24 protein-coding genes and 1 pseudogene are annotated in these 17228 nt (G+C 73.8%); 12 read left to right on the forward strand and 13 right to left on the reverse strand.

The window, feature by feature from the left end:
- Window positions 1-180, reverse strand: a pseudogene (locus tag ABD323_RS08585) (PQQ-dependent sugar dehydrogenase); the annotation flags it as partial.
- Window positions 181-443: 263 nt separating this feature from the next.
- Here ABD323_RS08585 and ABD323_RS08590 point away from each other — a divergent pair.
- Entirely contained in the window at window positions 444-797 is a 354-nt protein-coding gene (locus tag ABD323_RS08590) for a gamma-glutamylcyclotransferase family protein (RefSeq protein WP_344440640.1), read from the forward strand.
- Window positions 798-883: 86 nt separating this feature from the next.
- Window positions 884-1222, forward strand: coding sequence for a hypothetical protein (locus tag ABD323_RS08595; RefSeq protein WP_344440641.1), 339 nt, complete (start codon window positions 884-886; stop codon window positions 1220-1222).
- Window positions 1223-1288: 66 nt separating this feature from the next.
- Here ABD323_RS08595 and ABD323_RS08600 read toward each other — a convergent pair whose 3' ends face one another.
- Both ABD323_RS08600 and ABD323_RS08605 read right to left on the reverse strand, forming a co-directional pair.
- Window positions 1289-1798, reverse strand: coding sequence for a M24 family metallopeptidase (locus ABD323_RS08600; RefSeq protein ID WP_344440642.1), 510 nt, complete (start codon window positions 1796-1798; stop codon window positions 1289-1291).
- Between the two features lie 33 nt (window positions 1799-1831).
- On the reverse strand, window positions 1832-2734 hold the full coding sequence (locus ABD323_RS08605) for a LysR family transcriptional regulator (RefSeq protein ID WP_344440643.1): 903 nt from the start codon (window positions 2732-2734) through the stop codon (window positions 1832-1834).
- 188 nt (window positions 2735-2922) lie between these two features.
- Here ABD323_RS08605 and ABD323_RS08610 point away from each other — a divergent pair, with 188 nt between their 5' ends.
- On the forward strand, window positions 2923-3216 hold the full coding sequence (locus ABD323_RS08610) for a DUF1330 domain-containing protein (protein ID WP_344440644.1): 294 nt from the start codon (window positions 2923-2925) through the stop codon (window positions 3214-3216).
- Window positions 3217-3422: 206 nt separating this feature from the next.
- On the opposite strand, the gene ABD323_RS08615 is transcribed toward ABD323_RS08610, so the two are convergent.
- The gene (locus ABD323_RS08615; RefSeq protein WP_344440645.1) at window positions 3423-4040 is read right to left on the reverse strand and encodes a TetR/AcrR family transcriptional regulator; all 618 of its coding nucleotides are present in this window, start codon (window positions 4038-4040) and stop codon (window positions 3423-3425) included.
- Window positions 4041-4123: 83 nt separating this feature from the next.
- Here ABD323_RS08615 and ABD323_RS08620 point away from each other — a divergent pair, with 83 nt between their 5' ends.
- Together ABD323_RS08620 and ABD323_RS08625 are read left to right on the forward strand one after the other, a co-directional pair.
- Window positions 4124-4786, forward strand: coding sequence for a class I SAM-dependent methyltransferase (locus ABD323_RS08620; protein WP_344440646.1), 663 nt, complete (start codon window positions 4124-4126; stop codon window positions 4784-4786).
- Entirely contained in the window at window positions 4783-4983 is a 201-nt protein-coding gene (locus tag ABD323_RS08625; protein WP_344440647.1) for a hypothetical protein, read from the forward strand. The genes ABD323_RS08620 and ABD323_RS08625 overlap by 4 nt, the downstream gene beginning before the upstream one ends.
- Window positions 4984-5089: 106 nt before the next feature.
- Here the strand turns inward: ABD323_RS08625 and pyrF are convergent, their stop codons facing one another.
- The 6 genes from pyrF to ABD323_RS08655 form a co-directional block, all read right to left on the reverse strand.
- Window positions 5090-5800, reverse strand: coding sequence for an orotidine-5'-phosphate decarboxylase (gene pyrF, locus ABD323_RS08630; protein WP_344440648.1), 711 nt, complete (start codon window positions 5798-5800; stop codon window positions 5090-5092).
- Window positions 5801-5844: 44 nt separating this feature from the next.
- Complete coding sequence (locus ABD323_RS08635) at window positions 5845-6426, reverse strand: 2'-5' RNA ligase family protein (protein WP_344440649.1); 582 nt, start codon at window positions 6424-6426, stop codon at window positions 5845-5847.
- A 54-nt stretch (window positions 6427-6480) separates the two neighbouring features.
- Window positions 6481-7050: a hypothetical protein gene (locus tag ABD323_RS08640; protein ID WP_344440650.1), complete on the reverse strand. Its 570-nt coding sequence runs from the start codon at window positions 7048-7050 to the stop codon at window positions 6481-6483.
- Window positions 7047-7940: an MEDS domain-containing protein gene (locus ABD323_RS08645; protein WP_344440651.1), complete on the reverse strand. Its 894-nt coding sequence runs from the start codon at window positions 7938-7940 to the stop codon at window positions 7047-7049. The genes ABD323_RS08640 and ABD323_RS08645 overlap by 4 nt, the downstream gene beginning before the upstream one ends.
- 257 nt (window positions 7941-8197) lie before the next feature.
- Complete coding sequence (locus tag ABD323_RS08650) at window positions 8198-9067, reverse strand: NAD-dependent protein deacetylase (RefSeq protein WP_344440652.1); 870 nt, start codon at window positions 9065-9067, stop codon at window positions 8198-8200.
- Between the two features lie 240 nt (window positions 9068-9307).
- Complete coding sequence (locus ABD323_RS08655) at window positions 9308-10030, reverse strand: alpha/beta fold hydrolase (protein WP_344440653.1); 723 nt, start codon at window positions 10028-10030, stop codon at window positions 9308-9310.
- A gap of 67 nt (window positions 10031-10097) precedes the next feature.
- Between ABD323_RS08655 and ABD323_RS08660 the strand changes: the two genes are divergently transcribed.
- Both ABD323_RS08660 and ABD323_RS08665 read left to right on the forward strand, forming a co-directional pair.
- Window positions 10098-10259 (forward strand): hypothetical protein, encoded by a 162-nt coding sequence (locus tag ABD323_RS08660; RefSeq protein WP_344440654.1) that lies wholly within the window; start codon window positions 10098-10100, stop codon window positions 10257-10259.
- A gap of 102 nt (window positions 10260-10361) precedes the next feature.
- Window positions 10362-11165 (forward strand): alpha/beta fold hydrolase, encoded by an 804-nt coding sequence (locus tag ABD323_RS08665; protein WP_344440655.1) that lies wholly within the window; start codon window positions 10362-10364, stop codon window positions 11163-11165.
- On the opposite strand, the gene ABD323_RS08670 is transcribed toward ABD323_RS08665, so the two are convergent.
- Both ABD323_RS08670 and ABD323_RS08675 read right to left on the reverse strand, forming a co-directional pair.
- Window positions 11162-11857, reverse strand: coding sequence for a hypothetical protein (locus ABD323_RS08670; RefSeq protein ID WP_344440656.1), 696 nt, complete (start codon window positions 11855-11857; stop codon window positions 11162-11164). The two genes, ABD323_RS08665 and ABD323_RS08670, sit on opposite strands and share 4 nt — an antisense overlap.
- Before the next feature lie 60 nt (window positions 11858-11917).
- Window positions 11918-12916, reverse strand: coding sequence for a helix-turn-helix domain-containing protein (locus ABD323_RS08675; protein WP_344440674.1), 999 nt, complete (start codon window positions 12914-12916; stop codon window positions 11918-11920).
- Between the two features lie 129 nt (window positions 12917-13045).
- Here ABD323_RS08675 and ABD323_RS08680 point away from each other — a divergent pair, with 129 nt between their 5' ends.
- A complete protein-coding gene (locus ABD323_RS08680; RefSeq protein WP_344440657.1) occupies window positions 13046-13906 on the forward strand; it encodes an APH(3') family aminoglycoside O-phosphotransferase in 861 nt (286 codons plus the stop codon).
- Window positions 13907-14032: 126 nt separating this feature from the next.
- On the forward strand, window positions 14033-14260 hold the full coding sequence (locus ABD323_RS08685) for a hypothetical protein (RefSeq protein WP_344440658.1): 228 nt from the start codon (window positions 14033-14035) through the stop codon (window positions 14258-14260).
- Between the two features lie 360 nt (window positions 14261-14620).
- On the opposite strand, the gene ABD323_RS08690 is transcribed toward ABD323_RS08685, so the two are convergent.
- Window positions 14621-15154: a hypothetical protein gene (locus ABD323_RS08690; RefSeq protein ID WP_344440659.1), complete on the reverse strand. Its 534-nt coding sequence runs from the start codon at window positions 15152-15154 to the stop codon at window positions 14621-14623.
- A gap of 330 nt (window positions 15155-15484) precedes the next feature.
- On the opposite strand from ABD323_RS08690, the gene ABD323_RS08695 reads away from it, so the two are divergent.
- Genes ABD323_RS08695 through ABD323_RS08705 form a run of 3 tightly spaced genes read left to right on the forward strand, consistent with a single transcriptional unit; the run spans window position 15485 to window position 17068 of the window.
- Window positions 15485-15853: a hypothetical protein gene (locus tag ABD323_RS08695; protein WP_344440660.1), complete on the forward strand. Its 369-nt coding sequence runs from the start codon at window positions 15485-15487 to the stop codon at window positions 15851-15853.
- 57 nt (window positions 15854-15910) lie between these two features.
- A complete protein-coding gene (locus tag ABD323_RS08700; RefSeq protein ID WP_344440661.1) occupies window positions 15911-16132 on the forward strand; it encodes a hypothetical protein in 222 nt (73 codons plus the stop codon).
- Between the two features lie 39 nt (window positions 16133-16171).
- Window positions 16172-17068 (forward strand): alpha/beta fold hydrolase, encoded by an 897-nt coding sequence (locus tag ABD323_RS08705; protein ID WP_344440662.1) that lies wholly within the window; start codon window positions 16172-16174, stop codon window positions 17066-17068.
- Window positions 17069-17228 lie beyond the last annotated feature (160 nt).

A 17228-nucleotide genomic window follows, 5' to 3' on the forward strand; every position in this document is an offset into this window, starting at 1 on the left:
CGCGACCCGCGCCGCGCCGGCCGGCTCGGTCGAGAGCCCGCTCGCCGGTCCGCTCGCCGCCGAGGCCGGCCCCGACGCCGGCTCCGCGGGGGAGGACGAACAGCCGGCGAGCAGCGCCGAGGCGGCGAGACCCGGTCCCGAACGCAGGAGCGTGCGGCGGGAGATCTGGAGGTGGCGCATGGAGTCCCCGACATCCTGTGCCGGTCGGTCCCGGCGGGTGATGTCCGACAGTAGGGTCCGACGTCCCGGGCCACCGGCGCCCGACCCGCCGCCGTTCGGGTGAGGCACGGCCGGGGCCACCGGGTCACGGGGCCGCCGGTCCGGCCGGGCGATCCGTTCGATAGGTTGGGCGCCGGGCGGTGACGCGACGTCCCCGCCCGGACGGCGCAGTCCCGACGCCCCCGTCCCCGTCCCCGGACCCGTACTTGTAGGAGGCTCCCCGCATGGCCGGCCAGGTCCCGCACCAGCTGTTCTCGTACGGCACGCTGCAGTCGCCGCAGGTCCAGCTCGCCCGCTTCGGCCGGCTGCTGCAGGGCCGGCAGGACGCCCTGCCGGGCTTCCGGCTGACGATGATCCAGATCACCGACCCGGAGGTGATCGCCGCCAGCGGCACTGACCGCCACCCGCTGGTGATCGCCTCGCCCGACCCGGCCGACGCCGTGGCCGGGAGCGTCTTCGAGATCACCGACGAGGAGCTGGCCTCCGCCGACGCCTACGAGGTCGACGACTACGCCCGCTCCGAGGTCGCCCTCGCCTCCGGCACGAGGGCATGGGTCTACCTGGCCGCCCAGGCCTGAGGGATTGCGGGAAGGGTGGGTCCCGGAGCTCGGCCGACGGACGGATCCCGTGGACCGGGAGGATCGCGACGCGGCATGATGAGCGCGTGCTCCCTCCCCGACTGACGTGGTGCGACCCCCGCCCCGTCCCCAGGTTCAACCTTCAGGAACCGGTCACGCTCGTTGTCCGTGACCCGGACTTCCACGAGCCCACCGATGAGGACGACTGCACCACCGTCGGGTACTTCTGCCAGTCCCATGACGGCCCGTACCGCGGTGACGCATGCCGCGGCGGGCCGACCCACCGCATCGCCCTGGACTGCGGGGAGCACGGGCTCGAGGCCGTCTGGCCGGACGATCGGATGCTCATGCTGCCGGAGGGGTTCACCCCGCCGTTGAACGACGAGCAGTTGGCCTGGATGCGTTCGGCGGAGCACGCTCCCTAGGAGGCGAGGGGGCCGGGGCCCCGACCTGCCGACTCCCGGTCGCGGCGCGCGACCGGGGTGGTGGGGTCAAGCCAGGTCCAGCAGCTGCTCGTAGAAGCCGCCGAAGCCGCCCGCCCGGTCGACCAGGTGGAGTTCCAGGATCCAGTGGCAGAGCCGACCCGTGCGGTCGGTGCGCCGCAGCGGTGTGTCGTTCTCGGGCGTGATGTAGGACGTGGCCTCGGCGCCGTCGTTGGTCTCGTGCGGGAACTCGCCCACCAGGTGACCGGCGTGCCAGATGCCGATGCTCCAGCCCGCCTCGGTGGCCGGCCGGTCGACCTCGGCGTACAGCCGGCCGCCGGTGATGTCCGGGTCGGCGGCGAACGCGGCTCGCCCGGCGTCGAAGATGCGCGGCAGGTCCCGCACGAGCCGGTGCTTGGCGGGATCGTCGCCGAAGACGTAGCTGCGGCCGAAGTCGGCCTCGTACGCCTCGAAGATCGGGCCGAAGTCGGCGAAGGCGAGGTCGCGGATCAGGTCGCTCGCCTCCCGTTCCCCGACCCCGGGCAGCACCAGCTTGCGCGCGGTCTTCGGCCTCGCCACCGCAGGCGTCCGTCTCGCCTGACCTCCTGCGCGTCAGTCCGGCAGCCAGTGCAGGTCGTGCGCCAGGGTTTTGGCGACGGCACGGATGCGGCGGTGCAGCGGCGACGGCTCGCGTGGGAGGACCAGGTGGATCGTCAGGCTGGGCGCGCCTCGCAGCGGGCGCCAGGTGAGACCGGCCGGTTGGGCCGTGGCCGCGGCTTCTCCGGCCGGGGCGAGGGTGACCCCGTCGCGCAGGTCGCGCTGAGACATGTCGAAAGAGACTGCGGGCGTGTGGAATCGGGGGTGCGGTCGGGTGTCCCGGAACAGTGCGGACAGCTGATCGTGGATCACGGGGTTGGCCGCACGGTCCGGGAGTCGCAGCGGATACGCGGCCGCGTCGGCGATCTCGATCTCCGGGTGGTCGGCCAGCGGATGGTGCCGCGCCAGCTGGACCCCGACGCGCGCACGGCGCAGCAGGAACCGGCGCACGCCGCGGCCCGGCTGTTCACCACGGGTGATCCCGGCATCGAGGCGGCCGTCGGCGACCGCGGGGGAGATCTCCGGTGTCGCCATCGGGACCGCGCCGACCTCGAGTCCGCTGTTGTCGCGCATCAGCCTGTCCACCAGGGCCGGTGCCGTCTCGGCCCCGGCGCTGAGGCTGTATCCGATGCGCAGCGTGCCCAGTTCACCGGACGCCGCGCTCCGGGCGGTGTCCCATGCCCGGTCCAGTGCCGCGAGCGCGGGCGGCGCTGACTCCGCCAAAGCCGCGCCGGCCGTGGTCAATACGACGCTGCGCGTGTTGCGGATCAGCAGGGCCGTACCGAGTTCGGCCTCCAACCGGCGCATCCGGGCGCTGAGCGCGGGCTGTGCGACGCCGATCCGTGCGGCCGCGCGGGTGAAGTTCAACTCCTGCGCCAGTACCAGGAAGTACCGAAGGCTCACCGTGTCCGGCGCCACGTGACCTCCCCGCCGACTGATAACGATCCGTTCTGAGCCTATCCCGTACCGGTCTTTCCCTGGACCGCATGTCAGGCCCTAGCCTGCGCAGATGACCATTCAACCGACCGTGGTACCCCTCACCGGGATCGATCGATCTGCCTGTCAACTCGACGTCGGACGTGCCCGGCCGAACGCAGGAGGTTTCCGTGGCTAAGGGCTACTGGGTCAGTGTCTACCCCGCCATTGCCGACCCCGAGAGGCTGACTGCCTACGAGAAGCTGGCCGGTCCGGCCGTCCGGGCCGGGGGCGGGCGCCTCCTGTCCCGCGGCGGTCGGGTCGTCGCCCACGAGGCCGGAATCACACAACGCGTCGTTATGATCGAGTTCGACAGCTTTGAACAGGCCGTCGCGGCGTACGAGAGCGAGGCATACCAGAAGGCGCTGGTGGCCCTCCCCGGCGGCGTCGAGCGCGACTTCCGCATCATCGAAGGCATCGACTGACCGGCGGGCCCGGCCATCGCCGAGCATCCGTCACCTGACACGCGCAGGGTGCCGAACGACGGCCGTCGCCGGACCGGCCGGGCGCCGCCCGCGGCCGTGCGGTCCACCGGCCGTGGTGCCGGGTCAAGCCCGCGATCTGCTCGACGAACGTCCGCCTGCCGCACGGCGGGCCGACGCAGCCGAAGCGCCGGTGAACGGTCCCGGGCTCAGCCGGTCAGCAGACTCAGGGTGAGCGCGGCGAGTCCGGCCTCGAGCTGCTCGTCGTCGGGCGCGGCCGCGCGGCGGAAGCCCTGGGAGGCGAGCAGCGAGAGCAGCCACCAGGCCGCCGTGGCCGGGTCGAGGTCGGACCGCACGCTGCCGTCCCGCTGGCCCTGGGCGATCAGTTCGGCGAACACCTCCGCCACCGCCCGGTTCGCCTCCCGGGCGGCCTGCGCGACGGTCGGGTCGGCGGTGAGCGCCATCGCGTCGGAGAACAGCACACCGAGGGTGCCGCGGGCGTGCACCTGGCTCAGGTGGTCGGGGGCGAGGAACCGGGCCAGCCAGTCACCGACCGACCCGCTCGTGGCGGCCCACTGGCGCAGCATCAGGACGGTGCGACGGGTGGCGTCCTCGAGGACGGCGGAGAAGACGGCGGCCTTGGAGCCGAAGTTCTGGAAGACCACCGGTTCGCTGACGCCGACCCGCCCGGCCACGTCGGACATCTTGGCGCGCTGGTAGCCGGTCTCGGCGAAGACCTCGGTCGCCGCGGCGAGGATCGAGGCCTTGCGCTCGGCGGCGCTCAGACGGGTCCGGCGGGGGCCCGGGGCTGGGGTGGGTGCTGGCACGCCCCCAGTCTAGTGGGCCTTGCGGAATAACTTAGTCGCAGCTAAGTTGAAGCTACTTAGTCATGACTAAGAAAGGTGGGCCCATGGAGCTCGCACGATTCCTGCACGGCAGTCCCGACCACCGCACCGCCGGCGCGACCATCACGCACGGCCGCGCCTACGAGGTGCTCAGCGCCACCTTCTTCCTGGGCCGACGACGGGCCGTCTTCACCCGGCTCGCGCAGCTCAGCGGCGCCCGACCCGGGGACCGCGTCCTGGACGTGGGCTGCGGCACCGGCTACCTCACCCGGGCGATGGCCCACCAGGTCACCGCCACCGGTTCGGTCCTGGGCGTCGACCCCTCCGCGGACGTCGTCGCCCACGCGCGGCGCCTCGCCGCCGGACTGACCCACTGCACCTTCGCCGACGGGATCGCCGAGGACCTCGACGCCGCCGACGGCCACTACGACGCGGTGGTGACCAGCCTGGTGATCCACCACCTGCCCGAGCCGCTCCGCGAGCGGGCGCTGGCCGAGATGATGCGGGTGCTGCGCCCCGGCGGACGCGTCCTGGTGGCCGACTTCCGTCCCCCGAAGGGCCGGATCGGCCGCCACCTGGTCGGTGCGGTCACCGGACCCGCGATGGAGCACAACCCGGTCCACCTGCTCGAACCCCTGGTCCGCGGTGCCGGTTTCGCCGACGTCGAGACCGGCGACCTGCCGCTGATCCGCTACGTGCGGGCCGTCAAGCCGGCGCCCGCCCGATGAGCGCCGGACGGGCGGGGGCCGGACCGGTGGGCGGGCGACCGCTGCGGGTGCTGGCGATCGTCCTGGTGCCGACGGGCCTGGGACTCCACCTCTGGCTGGGCAGCAGGGTCGGTCTCGCGCTCGCGGCCGTCGGCGCCCTCAGCCACCTGGCGGCGGGCGTGCTGGGCCGACGATGGCTGCGCGGCCGGCAGCGCTGAACGGCGGTGCTGAACGGGGGCGCTGAACCGGGGCGCTGAACCGGGCGCGGCGCGGTCGACGGGCTCGGTCCGGTGAGCCCGGCAGCCCTGCCGTGCCGCGTCCGGGTCACTCGCCCAGATCGGCGCGGACGGCGCGCAGCGCGGCCACCGGGTCGTCCGCCCGGGTGATCGCGCGGCCCACGACGACCTGCGTGGCGCCCGCGGCGAAGGCGGCGGCCGGGGTGTCCGTCCGCGCGTGGTCGCCGCGGGTGGATCCGGGCAGCGTGGGCCCGGGCAGCGTGACCCCGGGCGTGACGATCAGCGCATCGGGTCCCAAAGCGCCCCGCAGCGCGGCGACTTCCCGCGGTGAGGCGATCACGCCGTGGCAGCCGGCGCGGTCCGCGAGGCGGGCCAGGCGCAGCACCTGGGCGTCGGTCGAGGACTCGATGCCGACCTCGCGCAGATCGGACTCCGTCATGCTGGTCACGACGGTCAGGGCGAGTACCCGCAGCTGCGGGAAGTCGCGGGCCGCCTCCACCGCGGCCGCCATGACGGCGCTGCCGCCCATGCCGTGGACGGTCACCAGGGACACCCCCAGCGCGCCCGCGGCGCGGACCGCGCCGGCGACGGAGTTCGGGATCTCGAAGAGCTTGAGGTCCAGGAACACCTCCTTGCCCCGGGCGACCAGTCCCGCCACGAGGTCGGGGCCGGCCGCCGTCAGCAGCTCCAGCCCGACCTTGTAGAACCCGCACTCCTCGCCCAGCCGATCGACGATCCCTTCCGCCGCACGACGGTTGTCGACGTCCAGGGCCACGATGATCCTGCTGGTGGAGTGCATGCCTCCATGATCGCGCACTGCGCCGGCCGGCCCGCGGCCGGGTCTCACCCGAGCAGCGGGAACGAGGCCCGGGCCTGCCAGGCCGTGCCGTCGTGGACCAGCAGCTCCACCGAGGCGACGCGCGCGGTGACCGGGAGCAGCGCGCCGACGCCCGCCTCGACCTCGTCCAGCACGGCGCCGTCCTCGTGCTGGGCCAGGGTCAGGTGCGGGACGTTGTCGTCGAACCGGCCACCGAAGGGCGGTGCCTCCGGCCAGCGCTCGACGATCGCTTCGGTGAGCCGGCGGAAGGGCAGGTCCGGCTCGGGCACCAGGAAGAGGACCCCGGGGAAGCGCTCGCAGCGGGCGAACCGCACCTCGAAGGCCGGGTGGGCGGCCACGGTCCCGGCGAGGGCGGCGTGGACGGTGGCGTCCAGCCGGCTCTCGTCGAGGAAGGGGAAGAGGACGGTCACATGGGCTGGCACACCGGCCCGGGCGGAGGGGTCGAGCCGCTCGCGCCAGGCGCGGACGGCGGGCTCCCCCGCCGGGATCCGGACGACGAGCCCGCTCTGTCCTGCCTGGAACCGGTCGGTGCCGTGCCCGGCCGTGGGAGAGGTGACCGGCGGTGGTATCGGTGGGGTGACTGACATGGTTGACATGATGTCAGGGGGCGGCCCTGGAGGGCGCCCGCCCGCCGGCCGCGGCTACCGCAGAGGGACGGTCACCAGGACCGTCGTCGCGCCCGCCGGGTCGGGCTCGATCCGCAGCGCGTCACCCAGCTCCTCGGCCAGGACCTCGGCCAGCCGCAGCACGACGCCGTGGTCGGCGGGAGGGTGGGGCGTCGGGTCGGCGGTGGGGTCGGCGGTGGGGTCGGCCGGGTGCGGCCCGGTGGCGTCCGGCCGGCGCCCGTGCGGGGCGATCACCCGGCAGGCGAGCGCGGGATCGGCCGTGCGGCTGATCACGATGCGGGCGGCCAGGGCGGCCTCGTCCGCCTCACCCGCTTCCGCCGCCGGCTCGCCCGCTTGCGCCTCCTCCTGCGTCCCGGCCCCTGTCCGAGCGCCTGTCCTGCCCCCGCCGCCCGCGGCACCGCCCCGATCGATCGCCCGGGCGGCCAACTCGTCGACCGCGAGCACGAGCAGCTGGCGGGTCTCGGGCGCCACGCCGGCCAGCACGGCGCAGTGCGTGACGGTCGCGCGCAGGAGCGGCAGTTCGGCCGCGGTGAAGTGCTGGTCCAGGACCAGCCCTTCGAGCAGGGCGACGGGCCGGCCGGTCATGCTTCCTCCACCGTGGTCAACGTGATCTGCTGGATGGACCGCACGCCGAGCAGGCGCAGCATCCGGGCGTGGAACGGGGAGCAGCGGATCTCCAGCCGGCGCGTGCGCGGGGCCGTGAGGTCGACGATGCGCAGCAGGGCGGTCGCGCTGTCGGTGTCCAGGAAGCAGAGTCCGGTGAGGTCCACGACCGCGTGCCTGGCCGGCCCGAGGTCGGCGATGATCCGGGGGAGCGCGGCGAGCAACTGCCGGCGGGTGGCGAGGTCGGCGTCGCCGATCAGGCGCACGCCGCCGTCCAGGTGCTCGATCCGCAGGGAGCCGAGGCGGTCCAGCAGGGCCACCGGATGGCCGGTGCGCATCGCTTCGAGGACGTCGGGGTGGAAGCGTCGCCGGTCGTAGGTGCAGATCTCGGCGTACCGCCGGTCCGCGAACAGGGCGTGGGCGTGGGTCTCGCGGTGCATCACGCCCTCGATGTCCATGCCCAGATCCGCCACCCAGGCCATGTCGATGACGGTTCGAAAGCCCGTGAAGCCCTCCTTCTGTGCCGTCTCGGTCTCCTCGCGCAGCCGCTCCATCTGCCGCCGCGCGGTGAAGCGGGTGTCCGGACTGATCAGGTCGCGCATGCTGGTGACCGTCAACTGGCCCGGGGCACCGACGGGTTCCGCGCTCCGGTGGTGGGCGAGCAGGCGCTCGTGCACCTCTGCGTGCGGGACCGCCGGGTCGGCCATCACGGTCACCTTCTCGCCGCGCGCCAGACCCAGGTGGATGAACGCCAGCAGGATCTCCCAGCGGCTCTCGTCGTTCTCGTAGTCGGCGAACGCGTGGTCGCCCGGACGCATCCGGAGCACCGGGATCGTCCGGTGGGTCGGTGGTGCGGCGGAGTCGGTGGCCATGCGGCGTCCTCTCGTCGGTCGGGCCTCGCCGGCCGCGACTGGGTGAGGGGGAGAGTACGCAGGGTGACGGTCGGGGGTGGTGCAAGGGAGGAATCTGATCGGATATCGCCGTAGCGGGAACGGGTTCTGTCCGGACCGTGCCCACCTGCACCGGCGCGAGGGGGGCGCCGCCCGCCCCCGCCCGCGCTCCGGTCCACGCCCCGGCTCCCGTGCCCGTCCCTGCCCGCTCCGGGCCCGATGGGGGTCGGGCGGAGCCGTCAGGTCCCGGTCACCGTGGTGAGCGCCGTCAGCGCGGCGCCGAGCGGCAGCGAGACCCGGGCCGCCGCGTAGGAGTCCCCGCGCGTCGTGCCCTGGTTCACGATCGCGACCGGCTTGCCGGCCCGCGCTGCGTGGCGCACGAAGCGCAGGCCCGACATGACGGTCAGGGACGACCCGAGCACCAGCAGCGCCCGTGCGGCGTCGACCAGTTCGTAGCAGTGCTGGACCCGGGGCTTGGGCACGCTCTCGCCGAAGAAGACCACATCGGGCTTGAGGACGCCGCCGCACGCCTCGCACGGCGCGACGCGGAAGCCGTGCACCAGGGAGTCGGGCAGTTCGACGTCCCCGTCCGGTTTGACCGCCGTGGCGGTGGCCACGTCCCGGAAGCCGTGGTTCAGCGCCACCAGCCGCCGGTCGAGGTCCTCGCGCGCACTGGTGCGGCGGCAGTCGAGACAGATCACCCTCTCCAGGCCGCCGTGCAGCTCCACGGCGTCCAGGGTGCCGGCCGCACGGTGCAGGCCGTCCACGTTCTGGGTGATCACCGCCGACACCCGACCGGTGCGCCGCAGTTCCTCGACGGCCCGGTGCCCGGCGTTGGGCTCGGCCCGGGCGATCGCCCGCCAGCCGACGTGGCTGCGCGCCCAGTACCTGCGCCGCCCCTCCTCGCCGGCCACGAACTCCTGGTACGTCATCGGCAGGCGGTGGCGCAGGCTACCGGTGGGGCCGCGGTAGTCGGGGATCCCCGACTCGGTGGAGAGCCCCGCCCCGGTCAGGACCACCACCCCGCGCCCGGCCAGCAACCGGGCGACCGCGTCCAGCCCCGCGGCCGTACCGTCGGCGGCCTCGTGCGACATCGACTGCGTAGGCATACCAGCAGCTTAGATCGCCGCCGCCGAGCACCCCCACCCCCGCCGCCGCGCGAGGGCCGCACCCTGCCACTGCGGCGCCCACGGTGTCGTCGAGCGCTCAGGGAAGAGGCGGAACCCCCGGGGATCCGCTGCAGTGATCCCCCCAACACCTCGACCGCCAGGACCTGTGGCGCGGAGGTCACCTCGACCACGTCCGGAGCCGGGCCCTGTTCGTGGCGTGCCGGACCGTCGTGGACGCCATCACGACGCAGGATGCCCGCGGTCCTCCCGGTCCGCCGCCGCGGTAGGCGGGCGGCAGATCAGCTCGGCGAGTTCGGCGGGGTGGCTGAGCGCGCTGAGGTGCCCGCCGGGCGTCTCCTCCACGGTGATGCCCAGCCGTTCCTGGACGACCCGGCGCTGGAACTCGATCGGGAAGAACCGGTCCTCGCGGCCCTGCAGGAACCGGGTGGGCACCTCGGGCCAGGTGCGCAGCGGCCACGGCTCGGCGAACAGCGTCGGTGAGGGACCGCCGACCTCCTCGGCGAGCGCCCGCTCGGTGACCTCGGGCGGGACGTCGTGGAAGAAGTCGACCAGCACGTCGAACGCCGGGTCCGGCCCGCGGCCGTCGCGCACGGCCTTCGCCGAGCGCGCCGCGCCCTGGCCGGTGTTCTCCCACCACTGGCCGGCGCTCTCGCCGAAGACCGGCACCATGGCGTTGACCAGCACCAACGCGTCCACCGCCAGCCGCTCGCAGACCAGCGGCACGGTGAACCCGGCCAGCGACTGCGCCACCAGCACCAGGCCGTCGCGCGGTTCGTCCACCGCCCGGACCACGGCGTCGGCGTACTCGGCGAGTCCCGCGGAGTCGTCCTGCGGCAGCTCGACGGCCACCGCCCGATGACCGCGCGCCTGCACCTCGGGGACCAGCCGGTGCCAGAACCAGGCACGGCCGTCCGCACCGGGAACGAGTACGTAGGTTGTCACACGAACCTCCCGTGGCCTTCCGGCCGTTGTCCTTCTGCTCTCCGAGCCCGCCACCTGCCACCGGCCGGTGGCTGCTCCTTCCTTGCCGCCCGCCGCCCGCCGCCCGCCGACCGCCGCCGACCGTCTTCCGCGGACCCAGGAACCGTACGGCGCCGCCACCGGTGGCCGGCTGCGGCACGCCGACCCGGCGGCCGCCCGCGCGAACGGGCCGCGCGAACGGGCCGCGTGAACGGGCTTCGCGAGCGGCCGCGCCCGCTGCGCGGAGACTGTCAGTCGTCCCTGATACCACTGAGGCATCGGAGGCACGACGGAGCGGCGGAAGGGCGAGGCGATGAGCTACGCGGAGATCAACGGACTGTCGCTGTACTTCGAGGAGCACGGACCCCGCTCCGGCGTGCCCGTCCTGCTGCTGCACGGCGGCCTCGGCGCGAGCGACCTGTTCGCTCCGCTCCTGCCCGCGCTGGCCGACCACCGGGTCGTGCTGGTCGATCTGGAGGGGCACGGGCGCACGGCCGACATCGGCCGCGCGCTGAGCCCGGAGCTGATGGCCGACGACATCGCCGCCCTGGTCGAACACCTCGGCGCGGACCGGGCCGACGTGCTGGGCTACTCCGTCGGCGCGGACGTCGCCCTGCGCACCGCGATCCAGCACCCCGCGCTGGTGCGGCGGCTGGTCGTGCTCTCCACCCCGTTCAGGCGTGACGGCTGGCACCCGGAGGTGGTGGCCGCGATGGACCGGATGAGCGCGCAGGCCGCCGAGCCGATGAGGCAGTCGCCGATCCACGGGCTCTACGCCCGGGTCGCGCCCCGCCCCGAGGACTGGCCGGTGCTGGTCGGGAGGATCTCCGAGCTGAAGAAGCAGGACTACGACTGGACGGCCGAGGTCGGCGCCATCACGGCCCCCACGCTGCTGGTCTTCGCCGACGCCGACGCGGTGCGCCCCGCGCACATGGTCGAGTTCTTCGCCCTGCTCGGCGGGGGCCTGCGGGACGCCGGCTGGGACGGCTCGGGCCGCCCGGCGTCAAAGCTCGCGGTGCTCCCCGGCGCCACCCACTACGACATCCTCGCGTCCCCTTCCCTGCCGGCCGCCCTCCTGCCCTTCCTGGACACCGCCGGCTCGCCCGAGAGTTCCTAGCAGTCGACGGTGCCCTCCGCGTAGACCCGCACCGTGTCGCGGCTCGGCAGACCCCCGCGCCGGACATCGGCCCCGTACGTGCCCCCGAGTTCGTGCGGCACCGAGGCCCAGAAGAACGTCCTGGGCTCGCCGCCGACCTCGACATCCATGATCGTGTGAGCCTCCGACACGCTCTGCCGGCAGGACAACCGGTCCACGGTCTCGCCGCTGGCGAAGAAGACGACTCCGTCCGCAGGGCGACTCTCCCGCAGGGGAGTTGTCACCATGACGGCTTTCAGCGCAGGAGAACCGGCGGCCACGATGTCACCGGACTTCTCGCACGAGACCACCAAGCCCGTGCCCGCGCTGGTCTGCGCCATGCAGACGTCCTGGCTCCCGGCGGCCTGCCAGAGGAGGGCGGCGGGGCCCGTGCCCTGCCAGTCGACGACGGTCAGTGCGCCGTCGGCCGGCATCTGGCTGTTCTGCTCCGCCCAGTCCAGGACGCTGCGCCTGCTCGGCGCCGGGGCCGCTGGGGCTGCCTGGTCCGGGGCTGCCCGGACCGGGTCCGCCTGGCCGGCGGCCGACACCGACCCGGTGGCGTGCGGGCCCGAGGGTGATGCGGGGTTCTGGCGCGGGTCCTCCGCCGCGCCACAGGCGGCCAGGCCCAGGGCCATCGCCACAACCACCACCCGGAATGCCGAGACGTGCCTCATCCGTTGCCTCCCCCGATGTCCGCCAACCGGCCCAGTATCGCGCGGCCGACCGCCACGTGATCAGTTTCGGAGGTCCGGCCCTGGGCGCGGCTCGGTGGGATCAGCGGCCTCGGCGGCCTCGGTGGGATCGGCGACGTCGGTGACACCGACGGCCAGAGCGGCGCAGAGCCAGTCGTGGGAGTCGCCGGGGGTCGGGTCGGGTGGGCCGGTGGGCGGGCGGGAGAGTTCGGCGGTGAGCTGCCAGTAGCGGTCGGCCCGCGGGTCGGCGGCCAGCTGACCGCTGAGCCCGCGGCGTAGAGCGGGGGTGTCCCGCAGGCCGCGCGAGCCGGCGTGGGCGGAGACGAAGCAGTCGAGCGCCCCGCCCTCGCGCGGTGGCCGCCCGGCCCGCAGTTCGGTCGAGGCCAGCGCGTACGACTCCAGCAGGCCGTCGTAGAGCACGGCGGGCCGGTAGCCCCGCTCGGGCCGGTGCTCGGCGGGCTGCTCGCTGCGGGCGCCTGGGCGGGTGTCGCAGGTGGCGGAGACGAAGGCGTGCAGCCGGGCGAAGGCCAGCACCCGGGCCGGGCTCGGCTCCGCCGGGGGCTGCGGGACCGCCTGGTCCAGGATCGCGGTCACCAGCCGGGCCGGGAGCCGTGGCGGCAGCCACTGCCGCCAGAACCGTGCCATCGGCGCCGTGCTGGGCGGGGCGGACACCGCGCCGACCAGCCGCAGCCGGTCCGCGCGCTCCTCGGCGGTGCAGTCCCCGAGCAACTGGAGTACGGCCTCCCGCCAGCGCAGCGCCGCCATCCGCGAGCCGAGTTCGCGCAACTGCCCCGCGACGACGTCCTCCAGCGCGTCCGCCAGTGAGCCTTCCCGCGCCAGGACGCGGCCCACCGCCGGGACCGGCAGGTCGAGAGCGCGCAGCGAGCGGATCAGGCGGAGCCGGTCCAGCGCCTCGGCGCCGTAACGGCGGTGCCCCCCGGCGCTGCGGGCAGCCTCGGGCAGCAGACCACGATCGGAGTAGAAGCGGACGGTCCTGACCGTGACGCCCGCCTGCTCGGCGAGCTCCCCGATGCTCACCAGGCCGTCATCCCACAAGGTCTGACCCTCCCTCAGTGTGCGAACGTCCACTGTACCGGCCGGTGTGGCGGGGCCCGCCGGGGTCGGAAAGTCCCTTGTCGACTCCGGGGACCTGGTGGAATCGTCCCCGGCATGACGACAGGGGACCCCGACCGCGACCGCGACGCCGACCGCGCCCGGACCGGTGACCGGTTGCTCGCGGACCTGCGCCGGCACTTCGCCGACCACGCATGGACCCCGGTCACCGTCGGCTGCTCGGGCGCCGCCGTGTACCGGCTGGAGCGTCGCGGCGAGAGCACCTACCTCAAGATCGCCGCGTACGGCGAACGCCCGGACCCCGGGTCCGACCTCGCGGCCGAGGCCACCCGGGCGACCTGGCTGGCCGGCCAGGGCATCGGCGTCCCGCAGGTGCTGGACCAGTGGCACGGCCCGGACGGCGGCTGGCTGCTCACCCCGGCCGTGCCCGGGCGCTCGGCGGCCGAACCCTGGCCGGTCGGGCAGCTGCCCGCCGTGGTCGACGCGCTCGCAGACGTGGCCCGCAGCCTGCACGCGCTGCCCGCCGCCGACTGCCCCTTCGACCGCACCCTCGCGGTCACCCTTTCCGACGCCCGCCACGCCGCCGAGCACCGCCTGCTCGACCTGGCGGACCTGGACGAGCAGCGCGCGGGCTGGACCGCCGACCGGCTGCTGGCCGAGCTGAACGCCACCGTGCCGGCCGACGAGGACGTGGTGGTCTGCCACGGCGACCTCTGCCTGCCCAACGTGCTGCTCGACCCCCGGACGCTGCAGGTCACCGGCCTGGTCGACCTCGGCCGGGTCGGCCGCGCCGACCGGAACGCCGACCTCGCACTGCTGGCCCGCAGCCTGGCCGCCCCGATCAACGGGCAGTACGACCCCGTGCTCGTCGGGCGCCTGCTCGCCCGCTACGACCCGCCCGGCGGCGTGGACGGCAGTCGGATCGCGTTCTACCAGCTCCTGGACGAGTTCGGCTGACCCGCCAAGCGGCCCGGGCCGTTACCCCTCCTCCGCCCCGCCTCGGGACCGCCTCGGGGTCCGTGCAGCGGGGTCGGTCCAGGGGCTCGTTCACCAACGACCGGCGAGCCTGCGACACTGGGGATCATGACCCCCGACCGACGCAGCCCCGGGCTGCCCGTGTTCTCCGAGCCGGCCACCGACACCGCGGCCTCCGCTGCCGCCCCGAGCGGCGTGCGACAGGTGCCGCCGGTGGAGCAGGGTGCGGACTTCCGCCCGCCGCCCACCGACGACCTCCCCGAGCCCGCTGCCGCCGCCCACCGCCCCCAGAGCACCGGTGGCCTGACCTTCTCCGACCCCGAGCGGCAGATCTGACCCCACCCACGACGGCGCGGCGCCCCGGCACCGCCCGGTCCGGTGACAAGCCGGATCCACACGGTCACCGAACGTAGTCGCCGGCGCCGTCACCAGGTGTGACCACCATCCCCTCGTCGCCCCGCATCGTCACCGGCTGTCGTCATCGCTCAGCCGGGTGGTCGGCGAACAGGATCAGCGGCCGGCCCCGGTCGGCCGTGCCGGGGACCGGGCCGGTCGCGGCGACCACGACCAGCGTCGACCGAGGGCCGGTAGGCCGGGGGGAACGTCATGCCGGGGGAACGCCCGCGACCACCGGCCGGTCACGGGCGGGAGCCCGCAGGTAGGACCCCTCGACCCCTCAGCGGGCCTCAGTGGACTTCAACAGGCGGCCGCGAAGGCGGCGAGGGCCACGAAGTCCCCGTCGCGCAGACCCACCCGCGGATTGACGTGGTGGAGCAGGGCCGGCCCGCCGTGGTGGGCGGCCACGTGGATGTGATCCGCCTCACCCTGCTCGTCGTCCACCCACGCGAAGGCCCGGCCGTCGGCGTACGCCAACAGCGGATCGGACTTCCAGTGCACGCCGTCCGGCCGCTCGGCGAACAGTGCGGCGCCGAAGTCGACGAACGGCAGCTCGGGCAGACCGAGGACGGGCCCGATCCACCGGTTCGCGCCGTCCATCCAGGTGGTGGCCCAGCACAGCTCGTAGTCGAGCGCCAGCAGGGCCGGCCCGTGCGCCGGGTTCAGCCACACCCGCAGCGGCTTGCGGTGAACCAGCGACGGCGCGGACTCCACTGCACCCCCAGCCGCACGGGGCACCCGCAGCGTCGTGTATCCCTCGGGCCGCCGCTCGGGCTGCGCGGCGTACGGGTTCAGCGGTCCGTCGACGTCAAGGAACAGCAGTGGTCGACTCATCAGGCCCCCCGGAGCAGCTCGCGATCTCACCATCTCGTGATTCCGCGATGTCTCGTGATCCCGCGATGCTAACGCTGTCGAGCCGCCGCCCGCGCCCCGACCTCCTGCGGGCGCCGCACCGAGCACCCTGGCCTCTCCTGCGCCCGCACCACCTACCAGGGCCCCTCGGCGGGTTGAACCTGATGCCCCGCTGCGGCGCACTTGTCGCCGCCGGCACGGCCGACCACCGTGGACCGCCGGGCGTGCGGGCGGCAGCCTGCTGTACCCTCGCCAACCACGTCCTCGGGACCTCTCGCCGGGGAGTCCCGCCGTGAGAAGGATCCTGGTCAAGTGACAACAGCCATATGGGTTCTGACGATCCTGCTGGTGGCCGAGTTCGTGATGGCGCCGATCAACCTCTGGACCGGCCGCACCATGCCCTTGTTCACCGGGTTCACGGGATACCCGCCGTCCGTCGCGACCCGGGTGTTCGCGCCGGTGAAGCTGCTCGGCGCGGTGCTGTCGACCGTCGGCCTCTTCGTCCCGGTCGCCGGGGTGGTGGGCGCGGCGATCCTCACCGCGGTCTGTGCGCTCTACCTGGTGAGGCTGGCGCAGCCCGGGCGGCGCAGCGGCTCGGGAATCGGCGCGTTCCTGCTCTTCGGCTCCTGGGCGCTGGGCGTGCTGATCCTGGACGCCGTCCGGTCGGCTCACGCGCTCTAGGCCAGGGGCGTGGGTCAGTAATGCCAACCCCCGCCAGGGGTTCGTGATCTTCGTCAGATGTTGTTGCTGCTGCCGTCGCTGGACGAGCGGCTGTCCGAGGACCACCTGGCCCGGTTCGTCGCGGAACTGGTCGACGAGGTCCTGGAACGTCTCGGGCAACACCTCGTGGCCCGGCGGGTCGATCGACACGTGGTACTGGAACGGCCAGACCGACCAGAGCTTCCAGCCGCTGTAGAGATCGCCGCCGCCGGGCTGTGGAGTGTCGGCGGTCGGGGATAGAGTCCGAATCATTGGCATCGGAAGGAAGATGACCCGATCATGACGACGACCCACACTCTGACCACGGCTGACGCCGATATCGCGTACGACCTGCACGGTCCGCCGCCCTCGGCGGACGGCGTCCGACCTCTGGTGATGATCGGGCAGCCGATGACCGCCGAGGGCTTCACCGCACTGGCGTTCTACTTTCCCGACCGACCGGTCGTCACGTACGACCCGCGAGGCCTCGGGCGGAGTGTGCGCAAGGACGGCCGGGTCGACAACGATCCGGCCGTCCAGGCCGCGGACCTGCACGCGCTGGTCGTGGAGCTCGGCGTCGGGCCGGTGGACGTCTTCGCCAGCAGCGGTGGCGCGGTGACCGCGCTGGCCTGGGTCACGACGCATCCGGAGGACATCGTCGTGCTCGTCGACCACGAGCCGCCGCTGTTGAGCGTCCTTCCCGACGCCGCCGCGGCCGAACGCGGTTTCGAACGGATCCGGGACGCCTACGACGCCGGCGGGTTCGGACCCGGCATGGCGGCGTTCATCGGGTACACGTCCTGGCAGGGCGAGATCACCGACGAGTTCCTCGCTCAGCCGCTGCCGGACCCGGCGCAGTTCGGCATGCAGATGCCGGACGACGGCGCCCGTGACAGCCCGCTGCTGTCCGACAGATCGTGGGCGATCATCCGCTACCAGCCCGACATCGAAGCGCTGCGCGCCGCGCCGACGCGCATCGTGACCGCCGTCGGCGAGGAGTCGGCGGGCGTCCTCACCGACCGGACGTCACGGGCCCTCGCCGCGCTGCTCGGGCAAGAGGTCGTCGTCTTCCCGAGCCACCACGGCGGGTTCCAGGACGCGTCAGGCGGCTACCCCGGGCAGCCCGAGGCTTTCGCGAAGACGTTGCGCGAGGTATTGGCCGCCGACGGCGTTCCGGACGGCGGCGCGGGCCGCTAGGAGCGTGGGCCGGTAGTGTCAACCCCGTCAGAGGTTTGTGATCTTTCGTTTGGGAAGATCTTGGTATGCCTGGTGGGGATGGTTTGTTCGAGGTGGACCCGGCGGCGGTGGAGCCGAGGATCGGGCCGAAGGCTCCGGTGAACAAGACGTTCCGGATGTT

The organism is Kitasatospora nipponensis (assembly GCF_039528135.1).
Taxonomy (GTDB): domain Bacteria; phylum Actinomycetota; class Actinomycetes; order Streptomycetales; family Streptomycetaceae; genus Kitasatospora; species Kitasatospora nipponensis.

Bases quoted from the DNA above. Each gene is read 5' to 3' on its own strand.
- ABD323_RS08590 (WP_344440640.1), top strand. From the start codon at position 444: ATGGCCGGCCAGGTCCCGCACCAGCTGTTCTCGTACGGCACGCTGCAG.
- ABD323_RS08620 (WP_344440646.1), top strand. From the start codon at position 4,124: ATGGAGCTCGCACGATTCCTGCACGGCAGTCCCGACCACCGCACCGCC.
- ABD323_RS08625 (WP_344440647.1), top strand. From the start codon at position 4,783: ATGAGCGCCGGACGGGCGGGGGCCGGACCGGTGGGCGGGCGACCGCTG.
- pyrF (WP_344440648.1), bottom strand. From the start codon at position 5,800: ATGCACTCCACCAGCAGGATCATCGTGGCCCTGGACGTCGACAACCGT.
- ABD323_RS08635 (WP_344440649.1), bottom strand. From the start codon at position 6,426: ATGTCAGTCACCCCACCGATACCACCGCCGGTCACCTCTCCCACGGCC.
- ABD323_RS08640 (WP_344440650.1), bottom strand. From the start codon at position 7,050: ATGACCGGCCGGCCCGTCGCCCTGCTCGAAGGGCTGGTCCTGGACCAG.
- ABD323_RS08645 (WP_344440651.1), bottom strand. From the start codon at position 7,940: ATGGCCACCGACTCCGCCGCACCACCGACCCACCGGACGATCCCGGTG.
- ABD323_RS08650 (WP_344440652.1), bottom strand. From the start codon at position 9,067: ATGCCTACGCAGTCGATGTCGCACGAGGCCGCCGACGGTACGGCCGCG.
- ABD323_RS08665 (WP_344440655.1), top strand. From the start codon at position 10,362: ATGAGCTACGCGGAGATCAACGGACTGTCGCTGTACTTCGAGGAGCAC.
- ABD323_RS08670 (WP_344440656.1), bottom strand. From the start codon at position 11,857: ATGAGGCACGTCTCGGCATTCCGGGTGGTGGTTGTGGCGATGGCCCTG.
- ABD323_RS08680 (WP_344440657.1), top strand. From the start codon at position 13,046: ATGACGACAGGGGACCCCGACCGCGACCGCGACGCCGACCGCGCCCGG.
- ABD323_RS08685 (WP_344440658.1), top strand. From the start codon at position 14,033: ATGACCCCCGACCGACGCAGCCCCGGGCTGCCCGTGTTCTCCGAGCCG.
- ABD323_RS08690 (WP_344440659.1), bottom strand. From the start codon at position 15,154: ATGAGTCGACCACTGCTGTTCCTTGACGTCGACGGACCGCTGAACCCG.
- ABD323_RS08700 (WP_344440661.1), top strand. From the start codon at position 15,911: ATGTTGTTGCTGCTGCCGTCGCTGGACGAGCGGCTGTCCGAGGACCAC.
- ABD323_RS08705 (WP_344440662.1), top strand. From the start codon at position 16,172: ATGACGACGACCCACACTCTGACCACGGCTGACGCCGATATCGCGTAC.